Source organism: Planococcus sp. MB-3u-03 (assembly GCF_002833405.1).
In the GTDB taxonomy this organism is placed as follows: Bacteria; Bacillota; Bacilli; order Bacillales_A; family Planococcaceae; genus Planococcus.
This window is the reverse complement of record NZ_CP025135.1, coordinates 1,685,010-1,703,722: the sequence shown is the minus strand read 5'-3', so window position 1 is coordinate 1,703,722 and position 18,713 is coordinate 1,685,010. Positions and strand designations below refer to the sequence as shown.

General features: G+C 50.0%; 19 protein-coding genes and 2 pseudogenes. 6 read left to right on the top strand and 15 right to left on the bottom strand.

Annotated features, from left to right (window positions below; all coding sequences use genetic code 11):
* Positions 1 to 31: 31 nt before the first annotated feature.
* A pseudogene (locus CW734_RS09810) lies at positions 32 to 309 on the top strand (DUF2621 family protein); the annotation flags it as partial.
* Positions 224 to 409, top strand: coding sequence for a hypothetical protein (locus CW734_RS19995; RefSeq protein WP_442956943.1), 186 nt, complete (start codon positions 224 to 226; stop codon positions 407 to 409). The pseudogene CW734_RS09810 and the gene CW734_RS19995, both read left to right, overlap by 86 nt.
* A gap of 447 nt (positions 410 to 856) precedes the next feature.
* On the opposite strand, the pseudogene CW734_RS09805 reads toward CW734_RS19995, so the two are convergent.
* The 7 genes and pseudogenes from CW734_RS09805 to CW734_RS09775 form a co-directional block, all read right to left on the bottom strand.
* Positions 857 to 1,302, bottom strand: a pseudogene (locus CW734_RS09805) (CcdC family protein).
* Between the two features lie 80 nt (positions 1,303 to 1,382).
* Positions 1,383 to 1,706: a thioredoxin family protein gene (locus CW734_RS09800; RefSeq protein ID WP_058380732.1), complete on the bottom strand. Its 324-nt coding sequence runs from the start codon at positions 1,704 to 1,706 to the stop codon at positions 1,383 to 1,385.
* A gap of 15 nt (positions 1,707 to 1,721) precedes the next feature.
* Positions 1,722 to 2,432, bottom strand: a complete 711-nt coding sequence (locus CW734_RS09795; protein WP_058380733.1) for a cytochrome c biogenesis CcdA family protein — start codon at positions 2,430 to 2,432, stop codon at positions 1,722 to 1,724.
* Between the two features lie 248 nt (positions 2,433 to 2,680).
* Entirely contained in the window at positions 2,681 to 4,054 is a 1,374-nt protein-coding gene (gene argH / locus CW734_RS09790) for an argininosuccinate lyase (RefSeq protein ID WP_101190332.1), read from the bottom strand.
* Entirely contained in the window at positions 4,051 to 5,271 is a 1,221-nt protein-coding gene (locus tag CW734_RS09785; RefSeq protein WP_232787261.1) for an argininosuccinate synthase, read from the bottom strand. Before CW734_RS09785 ends, argH begins: the two co-directional genes overlap by 4 nt.
* Before the next feature lie 232 nt (positions 5,272 to 5,503).
* On the bottom strand, positions 5,504 to 6,097 hold the full coding sequence (locus CW734_RS09780) for a DUF3221 domain-containing protein (RefSeq protein WP_101190331.1): 594 nt from the start codon (positions 6,095 to 6,097) through the stop codon (positions 5,504 to 5,506).
* 87 nt (positions 6,098 to 6,184) lie between these two features.
* Positions 6,185 to 7,135, bottom strand: a complete 951-nt coding sequence (locus CW734_RS09775) for an MBL fold metallo-hydrolase (protein ID WP_101190330.1) — start codon at positions 7,133 to 7,135, stop codon at positions 6,185 to 6,187.
* A gap of 372 nt (positions 7,136 to 7,507) precedes the next feature.
* On the opposite strand from CW734_RS09775, the gene proC reads away from it, so the two are divergent.
* The gene (gene proC, locus CW734_RS09770) at positions 7,508 to 8,311 is read left to right on the top strand and encodes a pyrroline-5-carboxylate reductase (protein ID WP_083509133.1); all 804 of its coding nucleotides are present in this window, start codon (positions 7,508 to 7,510) and stop codon (positions 8,309 to 8,311) included.
* Positions 8,312 to 8,475: 164 nt separating this feature from the next.
* Positions 8,476 to 9,492, top strand: a complete 1,017-nt coding sequence (gene namA, locus CW734_RS09765) for an NADPH dehydrogenase NamA (RefSeq protein WP_101190329.1) — start codon at positions 8,476 to 8,478, stop codon at positions 9,490 to 9,492.
* 500 nt (positions 9,493 to 9,992) lie between these two features.
* Here the strand turns inward: namA and CW734_RS09760 are convergent, their stop codons facing one another.
* The 8 genes from CW734_RS09760 to CW734_RS09735 form a co-directional block, all read right to left on the bottom strand.
* The gene (locus CW734_RS09760; protein ID WP_101190328.1) at positions 9,993 to 11,060 is read right to left on the bottom strand and encodes an ABC transporter ATP-binding protein; all 1,068 of its coding nucleotides are present in this window, start codon (positions 11,058 to 11,060) and stop codon (positions 9,993 to 9,995) included.
* Positions 11,057 to 11,884: an ABC transporter permease gene (locus CW734_RS09755; protein ID WP_101190327.1), complete on the bottom strand. Its 828-nt coding sequence runs from the start codon at positions 11,882 to 11,884 to the stop codon at positions 11,057 to 11,059. Before CW734_RS09755 ends, CW734_RS09760 begins: the two co-directional genes overlap by 4 nt.
* On the bottom strand, positions 11,884 to 12,768 hold the full coding sequence (locus tag CW734_RS09750) for an ABC transporter permease (protein ID WP_101190326.1): 885 nt from the start codon (positions 12,766 to 12,768) through the stop codon (positions 11,884 to 11,886). Before CW734_RS09750 ends, CW734_RS09755 begins: the two co-directional genes overlap by 1 nt.
* On the bottom strand, positions 12,752 to 13,156 hold the full coding sequence (locus CW734_RS18940; protein ID WP_232787011.1) for a type 2 periplasmic-binding domain-containing protein: 405 nt from the start codon (positions 13,154 to 13,156) through the stop codon (positions 12,752 to 12,754). The genes CW734_RS09750 and CW734_RS18940 overlap by 17 nt, the downstream gene beginning before the upstream one ends.
* Before the next feature lie 51 nt (positions 13,157 to 13,207).
* Entirely contained in the window at positions 13,208 to 13,996 is a 789-nt protein-coding gene (locus CW734_RS18935) for an ABC transporter substrate-binding protein (RefSeq protein WP_232787010.1), read from the bottom strand.
* 70 nt (positions 13,997 to 14,066) lie between these two features.
* Complete coding sequence (locus CW734_RS09740; RefSeq protein WP_101190325.1) at positions 14,067 to 14,741, bottom strand: TVP38/TMEM64 family protein; 675 nt, start codon at positions 14,739 to 14,741, stop codon at positions 14,067 to 14,069.
* Positions 14,738 to 14,992, bottom strand: a complete 255-nt coding sequence (locus CW734_RS18930; RefSeq protein ID WP_269801508.1) for a DUF1499 domain-containing protein — start codon at positions 14,990 to 14,992, stop codon at positions 14,738 to 14,740. Before CW734_RS18930 ends, CW734_RS09740 begins: the two co-directional genes overlap by 4 nt.
* Positions 14,993 to 15,133: 141 nt before the next feature.
* Positions 15,134 to 16,615, bottom strand: coding sequence for a dihydrolipoyl dehydrogenase family protein (locus tag CW734_RS09735; RefSeq protein WP_232787233.1), 1,482 nt, complete (start codon positions 16,613 to 16,615; stop codon positions 15,134 to 15,136).
* Between the two features lie 184 nt (positions 16,616 to 16,799).
* On the opposite strand from CW734_RS09735, the gene CW734_RS09730 reads away from it, so the two are divergent.
* Both CW734_RS09730 and CW734_RS09725 read left to right on the top strand, forming a co-directional pair.
* Positions 16,800 to 17,381, top strand: coding sequence for a CDP-alcohol phosphatidyltransferase family protein (locus tag CW734_RS09730; protein WP_101190324.1), 582 nt, complete (start codon positions 16,800 to 16,802; stop codon positions 17,379 to 17,381).
* 15 nt (positions 17,382 to 17,396) lie between these two features.
* Positions 17,397 to 18,485, top strand: coding sequence for an FAD-dependent oxidoreductase (locus CW734_RS09725; protein WP_101190323.1), 1,089 nt, complete (start codon positions 17,397 to 17,399; stop codon positions 18,483 to 18,485).
* Positions 18,486 to 18,713: the final 228 nt, after the last annotated feature.

The window sequence follows — 18,713 nt, the reverse complement described above, 5'->3', positions numbered from 1 at the left end:
GGTTTTATGGTTCATATTATTCTGGGTCGTTGTGTTGGTCGGGCTGTTCGCGATCGGCGGCTATTTTATGTTCCGAAATTCCTGAAATCGATGCCAAAAGAAGACGGCTTATCGGATCTGAACTGGGAAGAATACTACGTAGAAAAACGATCCACCTATGGGGAGCCGAAGAAAAGAGCTCTTGAACGAATTGGTACAGCCGGTGCCGGACCTTTTCCGCCCGGTGGCGAAACAGAAAATCGCGGGGCGCATCGGCGAGATCCTGCTGGAGGAAAAGCCAAGAAAATGGAATTGCAGCACATCATCCGCGGCTATATCCAAGCGACGCCGAAGCGTGACCACAAATTCTTGCGCAAAAATGGCCGAACTCGAAATCGATGTCACGCCATATGAGCAATATTTCGAATAATAACTATAAAAAGCTGTCCCCTTATTCGGGGACAGCTTTTTCAAAGTATTTATGAATTCCGTGATTTGCTGTGAATAAAAGGAGATCACTTATTCTTTATTTAAAGCTCAATATTCTCTCAAGTATTTGGAGAAGCGTTCGCTCGTAAACCCTTCTGCTCAATAATGCTGCGCATTACTTCCTCAAAGATAAGGTCTCCCGTAGGTCGACCTTGTCTTTCCAGTGGAGCAGCGTAAGCGACAAGACGACCGGGACCCCGCAAGAAATGAATGAGCGAAGCTTAGCTGAGCGCATTCATTTGCGACGCATCTGCCACGCAGATGTGGGAGCAAATTTTCTGCGATGCTCGAACGTAGTGAGAGTTGAGCACAAGGGTTTCAAGGCGGCTGAGGAGGTTTGGGCGCGAGCCCACGGAGTCGTGCGATAAGCTTCGGAAAATACGAGTTCTTACCTTCCTCGACAAGCTAAAACGCTGCTCCCTATTCGGGAACAGCGTTTTTGTCCTGCAATCAATTGGTATTTGCGCAGCATCGCGAGACGCCACGGCACAAGCATGCCAAAAGCGAGCAGCCAGAACATGCCGCCAAGCTCCCCGACGTCAATCGACGAGCTAAGGATGACTTTGCCAGCAAGCGCACGAGCAATAACCCAAGCAAAATGAATACGAAAGCTTTTGAGCGCTTTAAATAGATTTCCCCGTCACGCACTTCAAATTTCGATGTGCGGATCAAGATAATCGAAAACAAAGCCCCGACGAGCAGCGCTTCGGCAATTTGCAGCGGCGCTACCCGGAAAAACGGGAAAATGAACATCAAAGCTCCGGTCGACATGAACAAAGGCGGCAAAATGATCTTTTGACCGATGCCGGCTTTTTGCCGATTTTGATCGGACAATGATCGCGAGCGTACCCATGACGAGCGCGCCGATGGTCGTCACGGCCAAGAAAATGGCTGGCGGGATGCGATTGAATAATTCATCCATTCAATTCTGCCTCCAATTCGCCGAGGCGGCTCTCCAACTCATCCATGCGCACGAAACGGGCAAAGCGCAGCTGTTCTTTCCCTTGCTTGAAAAGGATGACCACAGGCGCCGTAAACAGCATCAACTGCCCGGCGATTTCCGGAACACGCGCTGCATTCACCAAGTAGAATGGAATAGATGCATTCGGCTCCAATCCCTCGACTTGCGGCTTCAGCCCTTCGCATACTGAACAATGGTCGGTTTTGACGAATAGCAGAAACGATTCGCTGCTTTCTATTTTCTGTTGGAATTGATCCATTGAAGAAATGGTTTCCATCTCGTCACCTACTTTTTAGAATCCTTGGAAATCCCCGAAAATCGGGCTCAAAATACGGATGATGTACGTCATGCCGTCAAAGAACAGCAAGATTCCTACCGCAATCATGACGAATCCGCCGACTTTCATGATCGTGCTGTGATGCTTGCGCAGCCAGCCGAGACGGGTAACGAAAAACGACAAAACGAAAAATGGAATCGCAAAGCCGAGGACGTATGCGAGCATATACCAGATGCCTGATCCGGGGTTGGCCGCAGCGAGCGCATAAATCGCCGCTGTGATCGGCCCGGTGCATGGCGTCCAGCCAGCCGCAAACGCAAGGCCGATAACGAAAGTGCCTAAAAATCCGGAAGGCCGGTTCTTGAATGAGAACTTGCGGTCTTGCATCAAGAATTTCGGCGTAAAGACACCGACGATCATCAGCCCGAAAATGATGATGAACAATGCGCCCACTTGGCGAATCAATTCATCGTAGCGCACGAACCATTCATAAAAGAATGATGTGCTGAAGCCCAACGCGATGAAAATGGTGGAAAAGCCCAATAGGAAAAATAAAGTATGGAACATTCCACGGCGCTGCATTACTTTTCGGTCATTTTTAATCTCATCCATGGTCATGCCCGTAATATAAGATAAAAAGGCAGGATACAAAGGCAATGTACATGGCGAGATGAAACTCAAGAATCCGGCACCGAAAGCCAAAAGTAAATTAATATCGGTTGCCATTCGAACACGCTCCTCTCTCTCACGAACTCTATCTTATCAGAGATAGTGCGCAAAAACCGCCAAATTGCCTGTGAAATCTTTATGGACATTTCCGTAATCTTCACGCTTTCGCCCTATATGTTAAGGATACACGCAAAGCGCCATAACGCCATAAAAAAACCGGCTCTCTTTAGGGGGAAGAGAGCCGGGCGCAAGTAACTTGCCTGTTGTACCGAACAGAACAAGCGCGCATATAAATGGACTAATGATCACCCGATGAGTTTCTTGGCTAGTCCCAATTGATGATGTACTTGATCAAATCCTGTGCCGCCTAGTGAGTTGCGGCGTTTGACGGCCGTCTGCGGAAGCAAGGTTTCGTAAATATCGTCTTCAATGAGCGGGCTGGCTGCCTGGAGATCCTCAAGCGGCAGGTCTTTCAAATAATAGCCGCGCTGGATGCACGTGAAGACCAGCTTGCCGGTGACATCGTGCGCTTCGCGGAACGGCATGCCTTTCGCCGCCAAATAATCCGCAAGCTCTGTGGCATTCGAGAAGTCGGAGTTCACCGCTTTTTCCATGGAGGCGGTGTTGACATTCATCGTCCGGATCATCCCTTCAAAGATCGGCAAAGATCCCATCAAGGTGTGGACCGTGTCAAACATCCCTTCTTTGTCTTCCTGCATATCTTTATTGTATGCAAGCGGCAGGCCTTTCAAAGTCGTCAGCAAGCCGAATAGATTGCCATAGACACGCCCTGTCTTGCCGCGGACAAGCTCCGCCATATCCGGATTTTTCTTTTGCGGCATGATGCTCGAGCCGGTCGAGAATGTATCATCGAGTTCGATGAAACGGAACTCTTCGCTCGACCAAAGGATGATCTCCTCTGCAAAGCGTGATAAGTGCATCATGAGCATCGATGAGTTGCTGAGAAACTCCAGGATAAAGTCGCGGTCGCTGACGGCATCCAGGCTGTTTTGATAGACGCCTGAGAAGCCGAGCAGTTCAGCGGACAGTTCGCGGTCGATCGGGAAACTCGTCCCGGACATCGCTCCTGCTCCTAAAGGCGACACATCGATGCGCTTTAAGGATTCCTGCATACGTTCTTTATCACGTTGCAGCATCCAGAAATAGGTCATCAGATGATGGCCGAATGAAATCGGCTGCGCGCGCTGAAGATGCGTATACCCTGGCACGACCGTCTCAACATGCGTTTCAGCCTGCTCGACGATCGCCGACTGGAATCCTTCGATCAGTTCGATGATTTCCGTCACGCGGTTTTTCAGATACAGATGCATATCCGTCGCTACCTGGTCGTTGCGGCTTCTGCCGGTATGGAGTTTGCCGCCGACAGGGCCGATCTCATCGATCAGGAGTTTTTCTAAATTCAAGTGGATGTCTTCGTTCGATACGCTGTACTCAAGTTCTCCGTTCTCCGCTTTTTTCTGCAGCGTCTGAAGCCCTGACAAGATTAAGTCAGCGTCTTGCTGCGGCAGGATCTTACAGGAAGACAGCATGGTGACATGCGCCATGCTGCCCTGGAGATCCTCGAGCACTAATTTCTGGTCAAAGGAAATGGAAGCCCCGAACTCGTCGACCCACTGTTCAGCTGTCTTTTGGAAACGACCGCCCCACAGTTTGGTCATAGCTGCACCTCCTCTTTGACTTGTGCCGTGACCGCAACTTCTTTCTTGTTGATTTTAGAGTTGACGACTGTCGGCAAGCCCCATAGCTCGATGAATCCGACCGCAGACTCGTGGTTAAAGGTATCATCTGTTGAATACGTCGCCAGTTCTTCGCTGTACAAGGAGTTCGGTGACTTACGCCCTTCCGTGATGGCATGGCCTTTGAATAGTTTTACACGCACGGTGCCGTTGACGAATTCCTGTGTTTCTTTCAGGAATGCTCCAAGTGCTACACGCAGTGGAGAGAACCAAAGCCCTTCATAGATCAATTCCGTCATTTTCTTCTCGATGACCGGCTTGAAATGAGCCATTTCTTTTACCAAGGTGATATCTTCAAGTTCTTTATGCGCGGCGATCAAGGTCATCGCTGCTGGTGCTTCATAGATTTCACGGGATTTGATGCCGACCAGTCTGTTTTCCACATGGTCGATTCTGCCGACGCCATGTTTGCCTGCGACATGGTTCAATTCAAAGATCAGATCCGTCAATTTATAGTCGATGCCGTTCAATTTGGTCGGTACGCCTTTGACGAATTCGATTTCCACGATATCCGGCGTATCCGGCGTGTCTTCTAGTGCGTTGGTGATATCATATGCGTCTGCTGGCGGTGTTGCCCAAGGATCTTCGAGGATGCCGCATTCGTTGGCACGGCCCCATAGGTTCATGTCGATGGAGAATGGCGAATCCAAGTTGACCGGAACCGGTACGTCATGCTGTTTGGCATAAGCGATTTCCTCGTCACGCGACCAGCCCCACTGGCGAACAGGTGCGACGACTTCAAGGTCAGGGTTCAACGATTTGATGGAAACTTCAAAACGAACTTGGTCGTTGCCTTTTCCTGTGCAGCCATGGGCAACAGCCGTTGCGCCGCTTTCCACTGCAATTTCCACGAGTTTTTTGGAAATCAACGGACGCGACAATGCAGAAACGAGCGGGTATTTGCCTTCATATAATGTATGGGCTTGAAGCGAAATGAGTGCATAGTCTTCGGCAAATTCGTCTCTTGCATCGATCATATAGCTTTCGACCGCTCCGACCTGCAGCGCTTTTTGTTTGATGAAGTCCAAGTCTTTTCCTTCTCCGATGTCGAGACAAACAGCGACGACGTCATAGCCTTGTGATTTGAGCCATGGAATGGCCACCGATGTATCTAGTCCACCTGAGTATGCGAGTACGATTTTTGTTCATATAATATGACCTCCTGTATTTTTATGCGTTATATGCGATTAATATACACATAATAACATGGCATTTTTATAACGCAAGGAAGACGCGCATAAATTTTCATGTTTTTAGGAAATATGCAAAAAAACCGTGTTTCTTCTATAGAAAGAACAACTTCTGTACACGCAAAAACCCGGACGGCTCGCTGCCATCCGGGTTTCCTGCTGCCGGGGTCTGCCGTTCGGCTTATTCCTCGGTGTCTTCTGCTTGTTCTTCCTCTTCTTCATTGCCCATTGTATATTCCAGTGTATTCATATCGATGCGTACTTCCATTAAATCGCCGGTTTCCATGTCATTGAATAAAAACCCGATTTCATCGCCGCGCACAAGCGGCTGGCCCATCAAAATCAATTTGGACAATTGCTCTTCATTAATGAATGCCTGCAAAGCTTCTGATTGGCGCTGGGATTCTTCGTCCTGCAAAATCGTGATCTTTTCCGCTTCGCCTTGCATCGGGAACGATTCTTCAAGCGGGCCAGTATAATCCGTCGTGACTTTCATGCCGGTACGCAAATCACTGATGACAGCTTCTGACGTTTCGCCGCCTTCTGCAAACTGGACTTCGACATCTTCCGGTACAGAGAAGTAAATATTGCCAATGAGAATGCGTCCATCCCCGATTTGCGTAATAAATCCTTCTTCCGTCATGCCCTCTTGTTCAACTGCAATTTCCGGTTCTTCTTCATTGCCTGCCGGTTCCGCCGGTTCTGTCGGTGCGGCATCATCGGAGCAACCCGCCAATAGCAGGAATCCTGCGAGAAATAAACTAGCTTTTTTCACTTTATCCCAATCCTTTACGCTTAGATTCTTGTTGCAACTCTTAATTTTCAGTTTACCTGCTGAAGCCTGCGCATGCAACTCTGTACATTAAGCCTGGCGGTAGACGAAAATGCCCCGGTCGTTCAATCGCTCTTCGATCAAGCCGTCTTCGAGCAGGTAATCGACCTGGCCGATCGTCTCGGACAGCGTCAGGCCTAGTTCTTTTTCGTAAGCATGCGGAAACAGCTGCTGCGTCAATTCATAAACTGACTGCTCGTTCGACCGGTCGAGCATGGCGAGCACTTTCATTGCCCGCAAGTGCTGTTTTTCAAGGCGTGTGGAAACGAGTTCGTGGACATTGCGCACATCCTCCCCATGTCCGCTGTAGATGACGTCAATCGGCATCTTCAATAGGCGGCTGAGGGATGCATTGTATTGCAGCAAGGATTTCGGTCGCCCTTCTTCCGGGTTATACGGCGGTTCAATAAGCGGGTTCGAGGACACTTTCGTGATGACATGGTCGCCGCCGATCATCGTGCGTTCTTCCGGATTCCAAAACGACAGATGGCTCTGGGCATGCCCCAAAGTCTCCATGACATGCCAGTCCGCGTGGCCCGGAATCGTATCGCCTTCATTGATGGCCATATCGAGCGGGCGGTTCCCCATCAAATTGAGCGGCCGCTTCATCTTCTTCATCCAGAACATCAAATCACCCGGCACGCCCTCTTCTTTCAAGCGCTCCTGATAGAACGCGTCATGATAATCGAAAAAAGCTTCGTCCCGGCGCAGCCATAGATCGTTATATGGATGTCCGTACAATTTGGCGGCGTCGAAGCCGTCGACCCATCCTGCGTGATCCGGGTGGTGGTGCGTCAAGACCACTTGCTCGATGTCTTCAGGGACGACATTCGCCGCTTTCAGCCCGGCCTTGAGCGCTTCCCAGGCTTCTGGTGTTTTCGGTCCTGCATCGATCAACGTCAACGCGTCGCCTTTCAATAGATAAGAATTGACATCTCCGACGGCAAATGGCGTCGGGATGGTGATTTTGATCGGTTCCATCATTCCCACTCCCTTAAAATGAATGTCTATTCACTTATCATACCTTGAATGGCAGGCGCCGTCACGCCGGCTGGCCAATTTGACAAATAAAATTTCTTTACTTATAATTTAATAACATATGTAAGCGTAGATGAAGATTAGTACGGAAGATGATGGGTACAAGAGAGTGCAGCCAACGCTGAAACGCCGCACCCCCGCTCCCTTCCTGAACCTGCTTCTGAGCTGCCGTGCAAACACGGCCGTCTGTCCGCGATAAGGATATCGAGTTGTGCAAATGTGCAAACTTAGGTGGTACCGCGGAAACAAGCGTTTTCGTCCTTGGAATAACAGGGATGATTGCGCTTTTTATTTTGAGAAAAGGAAGTGGAATGTATGAAAATTGTATGTGTAGGGGCCGGATCGATGGCCGAATCCATGATCCACGGCTGGATCAATAAGCGAATTATGAAACCCGATGAAATCTCCGTCATGAACCGGTCAGATCAGGACCGTTTGGAATTTTTGCATGATGAATACGGCGTCAATATCGTCTGCGACGACAAGACCGAACTGAGAGATGCTGATTTCATCCTGCTTGCGATGAAACCGAAAGATGTCGAAGTGGCATTGAAAGGCATCCGTGAAAAATTGACCGGCGATACCGTCATCGTTTCTGTCGCGGCAGGCGTTTCGATCGAGACGATCCAAAAGCATGTCGGCGATTTCGCCGTTGCCCGTGCGATGCCGAATACATCGGCGCAAATCGGCAAGTCGGCCACAGGCGTTGCCTGGAGCAAATTTGTCACCAAAGAACAGCAACACTTGCTGAGAAAGCTATTGTCGTCGATCGGCGGCGTGACGGTCGTGGAAGAAGACCAATTGCACGCGGTGACAGGCATTGCAGGAAGCGGCCCCGCGTATCTCTATTATTTCGCAGAATCCATGGTGCAGGCAGGGATCGATAACGGATTGTCTTCTGCAGATGCAAAGAAACTTGTGCGCCAAACCTTCGACGGCGCAGCGGAAATGCTCCAGCAGGAAGATTTCGGCGAATTGCGCAAGCGCGTCACGAGCCCGAACGGCACGACCGCCGCTGGACTTCAAGCCCTCTATGATAACGACTTCAAGCGCATCGTCGGCGATTGTGTCACCTCCGCCGCCAACCGCTCCCGGGAGCTCGGGAAAGAATTCGAATAATAAACCTCCCACAACCCGCAGAAGCGACGACTTTTGCGGGTTGTTTCCATTTACCGAAGGTTTTAAGCGTTAAAGAAGCATGCCAAGCAAGGCTTGCGAATCGAAGCCGCGTGAACTTTCCGGTATACTATTCTCTTGTATAGATACTGAAGGAGGAATTTCACGTGGCAAAACTTTTCGAAGAATTTGAGCTTAAGGGCGTCCATTTCAAAAACCGCATCGTCATGGCCCCGATGTGCATGTATCAAAGCGACAAAGAAGACGGGCATGTCACCGATTGGCACCGTGTCCATTATCCGACGCGCGCAGTCGGCGGCGTCGGTTTGATCATCACTGAAGCCACCGCCGTCCAGCCGATCGGGCGCATTTCATCGCGCGACCTCGGCATATGGGATGATGCCCATATCGACGGACAGGCGGAAATCGTCCGCTTGATGAAAGCGAACGGCGCAAAAACAGGCATTCAACTTGCCCATGCTGGCAGAAAAGCGACCGTCGACGGCGATATCCAGGCGCCGAGTGCGATTGCCTTCAACGATAAATACAAAACGCCAAAAGCGATGACGATAGAAGAAATCGATGAAACCGTCCAAGCGTTCCGAGACGGCGCTGTACGCGCCAAAAAAGCCGGCTTCGACGTCATCGAAATCCACGCAGCCCACGGCTATTTGATCAACCAGTTCTTATCTCCACTGACCAATCAACGCACCGACGAGTATGGCGGCAGCAGCGAAAACCGCTATCGCCTGCTGCGCCGCGTATTGGACGAAGTGAATTCAGTTTGGGACGGGCCATTATTTGTGCGCATTTCGGCAGAAGATTACACAGACGGCGGCATGACGCCTGCACAATACGTCGAGATGACCCAGTGGATGAAGCAGCAGAACGTCGATTTGATCGATGTCAGTTCAGGAGCTGTGGTGCCGGCACAAATCCCCGTATTCCCTGGCTACCAAGTGAATTTTGCGGAAACGATCAAAAAAGAAACACCCATCACAACCGGTGCAGTCGGCTTGATCACCGAACCTCGCCACGCAGAAGAAATTCTTCAAAACGGCCGTGCGGATTTCATCTTCCTGGCACGCGAATTGCTGCGCAACCCGTATTGGGCCTATACAGCCGCACGTGAGCTCGGAGCCGATATCGAAGCTCCTGTGCCTTATGAGCGGGGTTGGTTATGAGACAGTTGCAAAATAGCTGTAATTTAGTATACTGAAAGTAACGAAAAAAACCGGATGCTGTGTGCATCCGGCCAGCTGCATGCAGCCTTTCGAGGGCGGTCGGCTGGACACTATAGGTTTATGAAATAACCGTCAGCCCACGCCAATGGGACGGTTATTTTTTTTTCGGAATGACCAGAATCAAGGATAGGACAAGCGTCAATGCGCTGATCGTCAACCCGACACTCGTGAACACAAGCGAAAATGCTTCTGCCATGGTCATGCTACCACCCCCTTTCTATAGGGAATGGCCAAACCGCCCTCATGCAGCTGTACCTTTATTTTACCACAAACAGAACACTTGTTCTATTAATAACTGTAAAAATAATCAGTAAAAATAACCCAATTCCCCGTAGCCATCCTGATGCGAGATCGATTCGGATCGCAAGCTCTCGGTATATAGCACAGTTTACAAAGCCCCTTGCCACGAACGCGGCAAGGGGCTTTGTGCTTGAATGATGCTATTCTTTCAGGAACCAAACTTCCTTCATATCCACCAGCAAATCGATCGTTTCCCCGACTGCTGTTTTTTCAGCTTGGGAGGTGGTAAACACACATTCCAACAGCTGGCTGCCTGTTTTTACTTTCAGGCTGTACATGCCGCGGCCATATTTCATTTCCTCGACGATGCCGCTGATTCGGACATGGCCTGATTGATCCCCCTGCGCCGCTTTGATCGCTTGTGGCCTGATGACCATGAAATAGTTGCCATCTGCCAGCCTTTCATTGACAGCTGCTTCAATTATTCTATCGAAAGAGGCAAAACGGCCATTTTCTATCGCGCCGCTCAAGATATTCCGCAAGCCAAGAAAAGAAGCGACCGCAGTGCTTTCAGGGTGTTCATATAATTCTCTCGCACTGCCGACCTGACGCAATTCTCCTTCGCCCATGACCGCGATCCGGTCGGATAACGCGAAAGCTTCATCACGGTCGTGCGTTACGAACAGCACGGTCACACGAAATTCTTTTTGGATGCGGCTCAGCAAATCGCGCATTTCTTCCCGCAATCCCGGATCGAGCGCGCTGAATGGCTCATCCATCAACAAGACGCGCGGATTCGCCACTAAGGCTCTGGCGAGTGCCACGCGCTGCTGTTGCCCGCCGCTCACTTCGTCGGGAAAGCGGCTGCCGAATCCTCCAAGCCCCACGTGTTCGAGCATATCGCGCGCTGCTTTCAAGCGCTGCTGTTTGCCGACTTTCTGCATTTTCAAGCCAAACGCGACATTGTCTTCAATGGTTTTATGTGGAAACAGCAAGGATTGCTGAAACACCATGGCGAATTTTCTCGATTCAGGCGGCACATTCGTCAGGTTTTCATCCCCCACCCAAATCTCTCCGCCATCTGCTTCCAATAAGCCAGCGACCAGTTTCAGCAAAGTCGTCTTGCCGCAACCGGAAGGCCCAAGAAGCGAAAAGAACTCTCCTTCACGGATGGTCAGCTGGACCGGGCGAAGCATGAACGACGCTTCGTCTTTCGGCTGTGCAGCTCGGTAGCGCTTTTTCATATCGATAATGCGCAAATCGCTCACGGTTTCACTCCTCTCGCCTGATCCTGTGAGGCTTTATTCATTTGATAATAGCGTTTTAATGCGGCATCCATTCCAACCAATGCCGCAATGGCGATAGCTGCATAGAGCAATGAATAAGCTGATGCTACCGCTGGGTCTCCTCCACTGATGAACGGAAACAGCAAGATCGGCAAGGTGACCACTTGGCCGGCACCGATGATGAAGGTGATCAAGTATTGGCTCAAGGAAATCAAGACACTTAAACTCGCGCCTGCCATTATGCCCGGAAGGAGATGCGGCAGCACGACATGAAAGAATCGCGGCATCGCACCTGCCCCCAACATGCGCGCCTGGTCTTCCCAATCAGCTGACAGGGTTTGATAGCTGATCATGACCGCACGGAACATATACGGCAAAGTCGGCGCGATATGCGCCAATACAACCCCAAGAACGGTTTCAGTCAATCCGAGCCGCAAAAAGGTCAAGTGGATTCCCATGACCGAGATAAAAGGCGGAATGATGATCGGTGCAAAAATAATCGTCTCGAACAACCACCTGCCGCGGACCGGATAACGCGCCAATGCGTTGGCCGCCGGGACCGCCAGCAGGATATTCACAGCCGTTACAATCAGTGCGATCCATAAGCTGATACCGACCGCTTGCCAAGTACGCCCGTCATTCACGACATATTCCCATGCACGAAGGCTCCAGACTTGCGGAAAAACCTCCGGCCAGCGCCAGCCGAATGACAGGCTCGATAAAATCAAGGGAACAAACGGGACGATGACAAAAATGAATAATCCGATGAATAATAACAAGGACATAAGTTTCGGATGTTTTTTCATTAGCCCCACCCCTTCAGTACATTCCAGCGCTTACTGAAGTAATACGCTACCAAGCCCAGCAAAATCGTAATAGCCGCGAGGATCATATTGACCGCAAGCGCTTCCGGACGGTCCGAAAGCATGCCGCTTGTGTAAAGCTGATACGAATAAACCGGCAGTACACTTGGGTAGGTGACGCCGAGCAGATACGGCACTTCAAAAGCGGAAAAAGTAAACACAAAGACGATGAACGTAGCAATCGCCCATGCCGGCATCATGATCGGCACGACTACTTCCCTGACGAATTGCCAAGTGCCCGCACCGAAAACACGCGACACTTCACGCCAGGAGCCGTGGATCCGCGACAGCACCGGATATAGCATAAGTGCCACAAAAGGCGCTTCTTTCCAAGCGTAAGCGAGGATGATCCCCCACCCGAACGGGTCATTGACGAGCACTGGAAAATCCGTAATTTCGTCGATCCACCCAAAAGCCGCAAGAAGTCTCGATACAAATCCGCTTTGCATGAACAGCAGCACGACGATATAGCCAGCGACCAGATGCGGTATGGTCAATGGAAATTGGAACAAGCGATGCCATGCCTTCGGCGACGCGGTTTTCATCGAATCATTGAGAAAAAACAAAGCCACGGCAACGAGCGCCCCGATGACTGCTGACAACAGCGAAGACAGCGCCGCTACCCGCAGCGTGAGCGCCATCGATTCCCAGAAAGCGCTGGAATGCAAGAGCCTGTCATATGCCGCCACGCTCAAATCGGTCTCCCCGATCGCCGGAAAATAGCCAAAGCTTTTCAGCAGGCCATCAAAAATCCCCCCGAAAAACAGGAGGATGATCGTACCGGCGGCCGGCAGCAGTAAAAGATACGGTTTACTCTTTCGCCACATATTCCGTCCACCCTTTTTCGATGATGTCGATATAATCAGAAGACAATTCAGGCAATCGGTTTTGTTCCAATTCTTCTATTGAAAGTGTCGCTTCCCCCAGATCCACTTCATTCATCGCTTGTTGCTGTTCGGGCGATAATTTCTCCAAATCGAGCGCCGTCAAATCGCCCCAGTTCTCAGGCGATAATTTAGAGGTTTGAGCAGCTGGCGACATCAGTTCATTGATTGCGACAAGCGCTCCCGCTTTATCCGAAGCGTTGAAAGGAATTGACAGGAAATGCGTATTCGCGAGTGTTCCCCCGTCCAATAGATAGGTGCGGGTCGACTCAGGGAAACGTCCCTTCAATACTTCACTCGCAGCGAGTGCCGGATCGTAGCTCATGGTCATGCCAATTTCACCGCTCGCAAACAACTGATCTTGTTTTGCCAGGTTCTCCGGTTAAGTTTCTCCCCCGCGCCATAAATATGGCTCAATGCTATTCAAGTATTGCCACATCGGTTCAAGGCGTTGTTCCAAATCTTCAATATCTGCAGCGGGCTGCTGGTATTGCTCGTGTCCTCCGGTCGTTTCATACAATACCTGGCGGACAAAAGCGCTTCCTGTGAAATCAGGCGGTGCAGGGTACGTGAACTGTCCCGGATTTTCCTGTACCCAATCGGCGAGTTCAGCCATCGATGTCGGCGGGGATTCGTGTTTATCTTCTTCATGCACGAACACGAATTGTGCCTTGCCCCATGGTGCTTCCAAGCCTTCCACCGGTTCTCCGAAATCTTGGGAAACTTCCGGTGCATCTGCATCGATGTAGTCATTGAAGTTTGGCAATTGCCCGGTGAAATCTCCCCACAACAAGCCATTGTCTTTCGCGGCTTTGAAATTTTCGCCGTTGATCCAGACGATGTCCATGCTGCCGTCGGTTTTACCGGCCGTTTTTTCGTCGAGCAATTGGTTGATGATGTCTTGCGCGTCATTCATCGGCACACGGGTCAACTCGATGCCGTGCTGTTCTTTCATGCGCGGCGCGACCCACTCATCCAAATAAGTATTGATGTTGTCGTTCCCGCCCCACATGTACATATTGACTTCCTGTCCTTGCGCCGCGTCTTGAATAACGCTCCAGTCATCTGTCAATAAGCTGTCTGCATCGGTTGCGTTTCCTGCATCTCCGGATGAACAAGCTGACAAGGCGAGTGCCAGGATGCCCAATGACGCTATTGGATATTTCTTCATTAATTCCACTTCCTAATTCCTTTTATGCTAATCTATCTCTTCTACTGGTATTCATTGTGACTAGCATCGATTATGACTCTTGATCCAATTGCACTCGCTGGTTTTCCGCATTCTTACTGTTCCAACGATTGCGGATCAAAATCGGGATGACCGTCAAGATAATGAATACGGCGATCGCTGCCGTAATCACTTTTGGATTGCCGCTGACAAAGCTGCTGCCGAGAAAATTATAGGCAAAGGTTCCGGGGATGATACCGATCAAAGTCGCCAATGCAAACGAAGCGAAACGCACCTTGGCGATCGCCGCCATATAACTGATTAAGTCGAAATTGATGACCGGGATCAGCCGGAACAGCAGCACGTATAAAAAGCCGTTCTGTTCCATTTGCCTCTGAAATTTTGCCGCATTTCCTGTCCATTCTTTTGTAACGATGCTTTTGCCCACCGAATTGGCGACTAGAAAGGACAACATCGCGCCCAAAGTCGCGCCCATGATGGTATAAAGGGTGCCCATCCAGGCACCGAAAGCCAAGCCGCCGGCAATCGATAATACCGATGCCGGGAAGAAAATCAGCGGCCTGACAGTATAAACGATGATATAGATGACTGGCGCCCATAGCCCGAACGATAATATCCAGCTGCGGAGGTCTTCCGCCTCCACATCGAAGACTGAACGGCTGAGCCAGATGACCAAGCCGATGGCCACAGCCGCCAGCAGCCATTTTGCAATGCGCTTTTTATTCATGAATTGCGCGTGTGCGTCGAAATGCTTGAATAACGTTTTCTCATCTCATCATAGCGCTTGCGGTTAAGCCCTTGGTCTGAATAACCGACGCGTGATGAGGAGCGGAATTCGATTTGCTGCGCTGCGTCATTAAAATAAAATTCGATGTCATCCTTGAATTTCATCAATTTTGTCGTAGCAATTGCATAAACATAATCATTATTCACTTGTACAATCCGGATGCCTTCATAGCCTTTCAACATGCCGATCAAGTTCTTTTCGCTTGCTCTTTGCTGCCATTATACGGCCATGCTGGAACGAATTTGTCCCGGTCAGTCGTTTGCGACGAAACGGCATTGGGCGTGGAAGGCATTTCCTTGAAGGCCATTTTAACACCAAGTTCTGGTTTGGTGTTATTTTGGATCGCCATATTGGCGATGCCAAGACCTGCAGCCGCTGCTGCCCCGTATAAACCGATTTTTGACAGGCAACTCGCCCGCTTTTGCTTTATTGAAGGTTTTGACGACCGGTTGATTGAGCAGGTTATCGACATAGACTTTCTTGCCGATCTTCACCAGTACTTCGCTATAGGTCGGATACGGATGGATGACACTGGATAATTTACCCATATTGATGCCGAGTGTTTTGAGTGTCTGGATTTGGCTAATGATTTCGCCAGCTCTGTCGCCCAGAATGCTCGCCCCGAGAATATGGCCTTTTTTATCGAGCACGATCTTCACCTTGCCGATCGAGCCTTGTTTCGTATTGGCACGGTCGATATCCGCATAATCATGTTCATAGACGCGGATTGAATCGCCGTATTGTTCGCGTGCCTGTGCTTCGGACAAGCCAGAGTGGCCGAGTTCCGGGTCTGTGTATGTACACCAGGTCACATGGTCGTAATTCATTTTGCGGTTGATCGGCAAAATGGCGTTCTGCGTCGCTGTAATGCCTTGTGCGTTCGCCATATGCGATAGTTGATAAGGGCCGACGACATCGCCGATGGCATAGATGCCTTTGGCGGTCGTTTCCATATGTTCGTCCACTTGGATACGTTTCTTATCGTACTTGACACCGGCAGTTTCCAGGTTATAGCCGGAGACATTCGCTTGGCGGCCGAGCGCAACGAGAAGCCCTTCATTTGAAACTATGATTTCCTTGCCGTCTTTTTCGACAGTCAGTTCAATTTGACCGCCTTGTTGGGCAGCTTTTACCGCTGTTGCGCCGGCATGGATCGTCACGCCTTCATCGATGAGCCGCTGCTGGATCATCAGCGTGAGTTCTTCATCGTCGTTGGACAAGATGCGCTCTGATTTTTCAACCAGCGTCACCTCAACGCCAAGACGGTTGAGCGCTTGGCTCATCTCGACGCCGATCGGGCCTGCGCCTAGGATGGTCATCGTTTTCGGGAATGATGACAGTTTGAAGATCGATTCATTGGTCAAGTAATCTACTTCACTCAAGCCATCGATTGGCGGCACCAATGGAGTGGATCCAGTCGAGAGAATGATTTTTTTCGCTTCAATCGTTTCCCCTTCCACTTCCAATGTATTCGGCCCAGTGAAAGTGGCGTAGGCGTTCACGAAGTCGATGCCGGATTCTTTCAGCACTTCCGGTGATTCACCTGCGTATACTTTTTGAATGACTTCCTGGATATCTTTCAGCACTTCCGATGTATCGACTTTCAGCTCAGGTGAATATTTTTTGGCGTGATGGACTTCCTTCGCGATATTGATGAGCGATTTGCTCGGAATGCAGCCGGACCATGTACATTCCCCGCCTGGCAGATTCTTGTCGATCAGCACGGTCTTTTTCGAAAATCCTGCGGCTGTAAAAGCGGCTGTTAGGCCTGCTGCTCCCGCTCCGATAATTGCGATATCATACTTCTTGGTCATATCCGTCAAATCCTTTCTTGATCCTGAATTAAATATATCTTAACAAAGACTTCTATACACTTACCCTTATTTACCCTCGAATAGTCTGCTTATAAAAATCCTCTCAGTCTAAAGAGTTCTGTGGGGGTGTGAACGGTGATATGCTTTATACTTAGAATATCTTTTACATGAAAAGGTGAATTATATGCTCGATACATATGCCAGAAAACATGTACAACCAGCAGTCGACAAGACTGCCGACTATCTATTGAAAAAAGGATGGACCGCTGATGGCGTGACCAAGACGGCTTTTGCCATCGGTCTGTCATCAGGTGTCTTCATCTACTTGGACCAGCCGGTTTTGGCGCTCATCGCGCTTTGGCTATCCGGATTTTTGGATGTAGTCGACGGGACGATGGCGAGAAAAACAAAACCTTCTCCTTGGGGAACGCTCCTCGATATCAGTTTTGACCGATTGGTGGAAATCAGCGTTATCCTCGGCCTTGCCTTCCGCTTTCCGGACTCGATGTGGGCTTTATTGTTGTTGAGCGCATCGATTATTGTCGCCATGACTGTCTTCTTGACCGTCGGGGCATTATCCGAAAAACAAGGGATGAAATCGTTCTATTATCAAGCCGGGCTTGCGGAACGGACAGAAGGGTTTATCCTGTTTACTCTGATGATCGTCTTTTCTCCTTATTTGACGGCGATCACCCTATTGTTTATCGCCGTTCAGATTTTCACTATTTTTCAGCGCATGGCCGAAGCCAAACGGATTTTGTCCTAGATTGGAGTGTTGAACTTGAAGATTGTCGTCTTGGTTGGGGGCGGCCATGCACATTTGCACGCCCTTGCACAATTCGCAAAAAAGCCGCGAAAAGATATACAATTGGTGCTCATCTCGCCTGCGCTCCATCAATATTATTCAGGGATGTTTTCAGGATTCACTGAAGAGGTTTACGGATTGGATGAGATCCGTATTGACTTGCATCAACTCGCTGAAAAAATCGGCGCGGCTTTCTATCAAGACACCATCTGCGCCATCGATCCGGAATCCCGCACACTGACGGGCCAATATGGCGAGATCTATCCTTATGATGCAGTGTCCTTCGATATCGGATCACAGACGGATAGCCCGGAAGCGTTGAAGAAACACATCTCGCCGATCAAGCCCAATTACCATTTCCCAGATCAATTAATGAAGTTCCGAACATCCGCCGCCCCCGTCATTGTCGGGGGCGGCGCATCGGGCGTGGAATTGGCCTTCTCTACACACGCCTGGCGAATGCGGCGGCATTTTAGCGATGCGTTACTGTTTAGTTCTGGAGAGTTGCTATCGGCTCATGGAGCGGCCGCTTCTAGAAAACTCGAGGCGATTGCCCGGAAAAAAGCGCTGTCTTTTTTCACAAACGTAAAAATAGAAGACATCGACGAAACTTCTGTCACCGCAAGCAACGGTACATCCTATCCCCAGTCAGACGTGCTCTGGCTGACTGGCCCGAAAAGCCCTGCCTTATTCGAGCGCTCAGACATGCCGGTCGACCGTGCCGGATTTTTGGCCGTCAGTGAGACGCTTCAATCGATTCGTTTCCCCGAAGTCTTCGGTGCCGGAGATTGCGTCTCGATCGACCGTTATCCGGGCCTTGCGAAAAACGGTGTCTATGCAGTCCGCCAAGGCCCCGTGTTGTGGGGAAATCTACTGAATTTTCTCGACGGAAATCCATTATCGGCCTTCGTTCCGCAAAAACGCTATGTAGCCATCCTCTCCACGGGCGGCGGCGAAGCGTTCTTGACTTACGGACAGTGGAGCATGCACGGCAAACTCCCATGGAAACTTAAGCAGTATATCGACAAGAAATTCATGAAGTCCTATCAAGCGATCTATAAGTAAATTGGTCCATCCCGCATTCAAGATGGGGCCAAACTGGCGGAAAACCTGTTCACTTAATATCGCTTGGCGAAAATCTTCATGTGAGGCATGTGCCCATTCCGGAATAGCATCTTGAAATTTTTTCCCTTTCTCGCTATAATTCTTTATACAGTAGTTGAATCATCTCCCGCGAACATCTAGCGGGCTTCATCGAACAGTTGAGTGGAAATTAAAAATGCAGCACGGGCT

Bases quoted from the DNA above. Each gene is read 5' to 3' on its own strand.
- CW734_RS09800 (WP_058380732.1), bottom strand. From the start codon at position 1,706: ATGGAAACCATTTCTTCAATGGATCAATTCCAACAGAAAATAGAAAGC.
- CW734_RS09775 (WP_101190330.1), bottom strand. From the start codon at position 7,135: ATGGAACCGATCAAAATCACCATCCCGACGCCATTTGCCGTCGGAGAT.
- argH (WP_101190332.1), bottom strand. From the start codon at position 4,054: ATGACCAAACTGTGGGGCGGTCGTTTCCAAAAGACAGCTGAACAGTGG.
- CW734_RS09735 (WP_232787233.1), bottom strand. From the start codon at position 16,615: ATGACCAAGAAGTATGATATCGCAATTATCGGAGCGGGAGCAGCAGGC.
- CW734_RS09750 (WP_101190326.1), bottom strand. From the start codon at position 12,768: ATGTGGCGAAAGAGTAAACCGTATCTTTTACTGCTGCCGGCCGCCGGT.
- CW734_RS09730 (WP_101190324.1), top strand. From the start codon at position 16,800: ATGCTCGATACATATGCCAGAAAACATGTACAACCAGCAGTCGACAAG.
- CW734_RS18935 (WP_232787010.1), bottom strand. From the start codon at position 13,996: ATGAAGAAATATCCAATAGCGTCATTGGGCATCCTGGCACTCGCCTTG.
- CW734_RS18940 (WP_232787011.1), bottom strand. From the start codon at position 13,156: ATGACCATGAGCTACGATCCGGCACTCGCTGCGAGTGAAGTATTGAAG.
- CW734_RS09740 (WP_101190325.1), bottom strand. From the start codon at position 14,741: ATGAATAAAAAGCGCATTGCAAAATGGCTGCTGGCGGCTGTGGCCATC.
- CW734_RS09795 (WP_058380733.1), bottom strand. From the start codon at position 2,432: ATGGCAACCGATATTAATTTACTTTTGGCTTTCGGTGCCGGATTCTTG.
- proC (WP_083509133.1), top strand. From the start codon at position 7,508: ATGAAAATTGTATGTGTAGGGGCCGGATCGATGGCCGAATCCATGATC.
- CW734_RS09755 (WP_101190327.1), bottom strand. From the start codon at position 11,884: ATGAAAAAACATCCGAAACTTATGTCCTTGTTATTATTCATCGGATTA.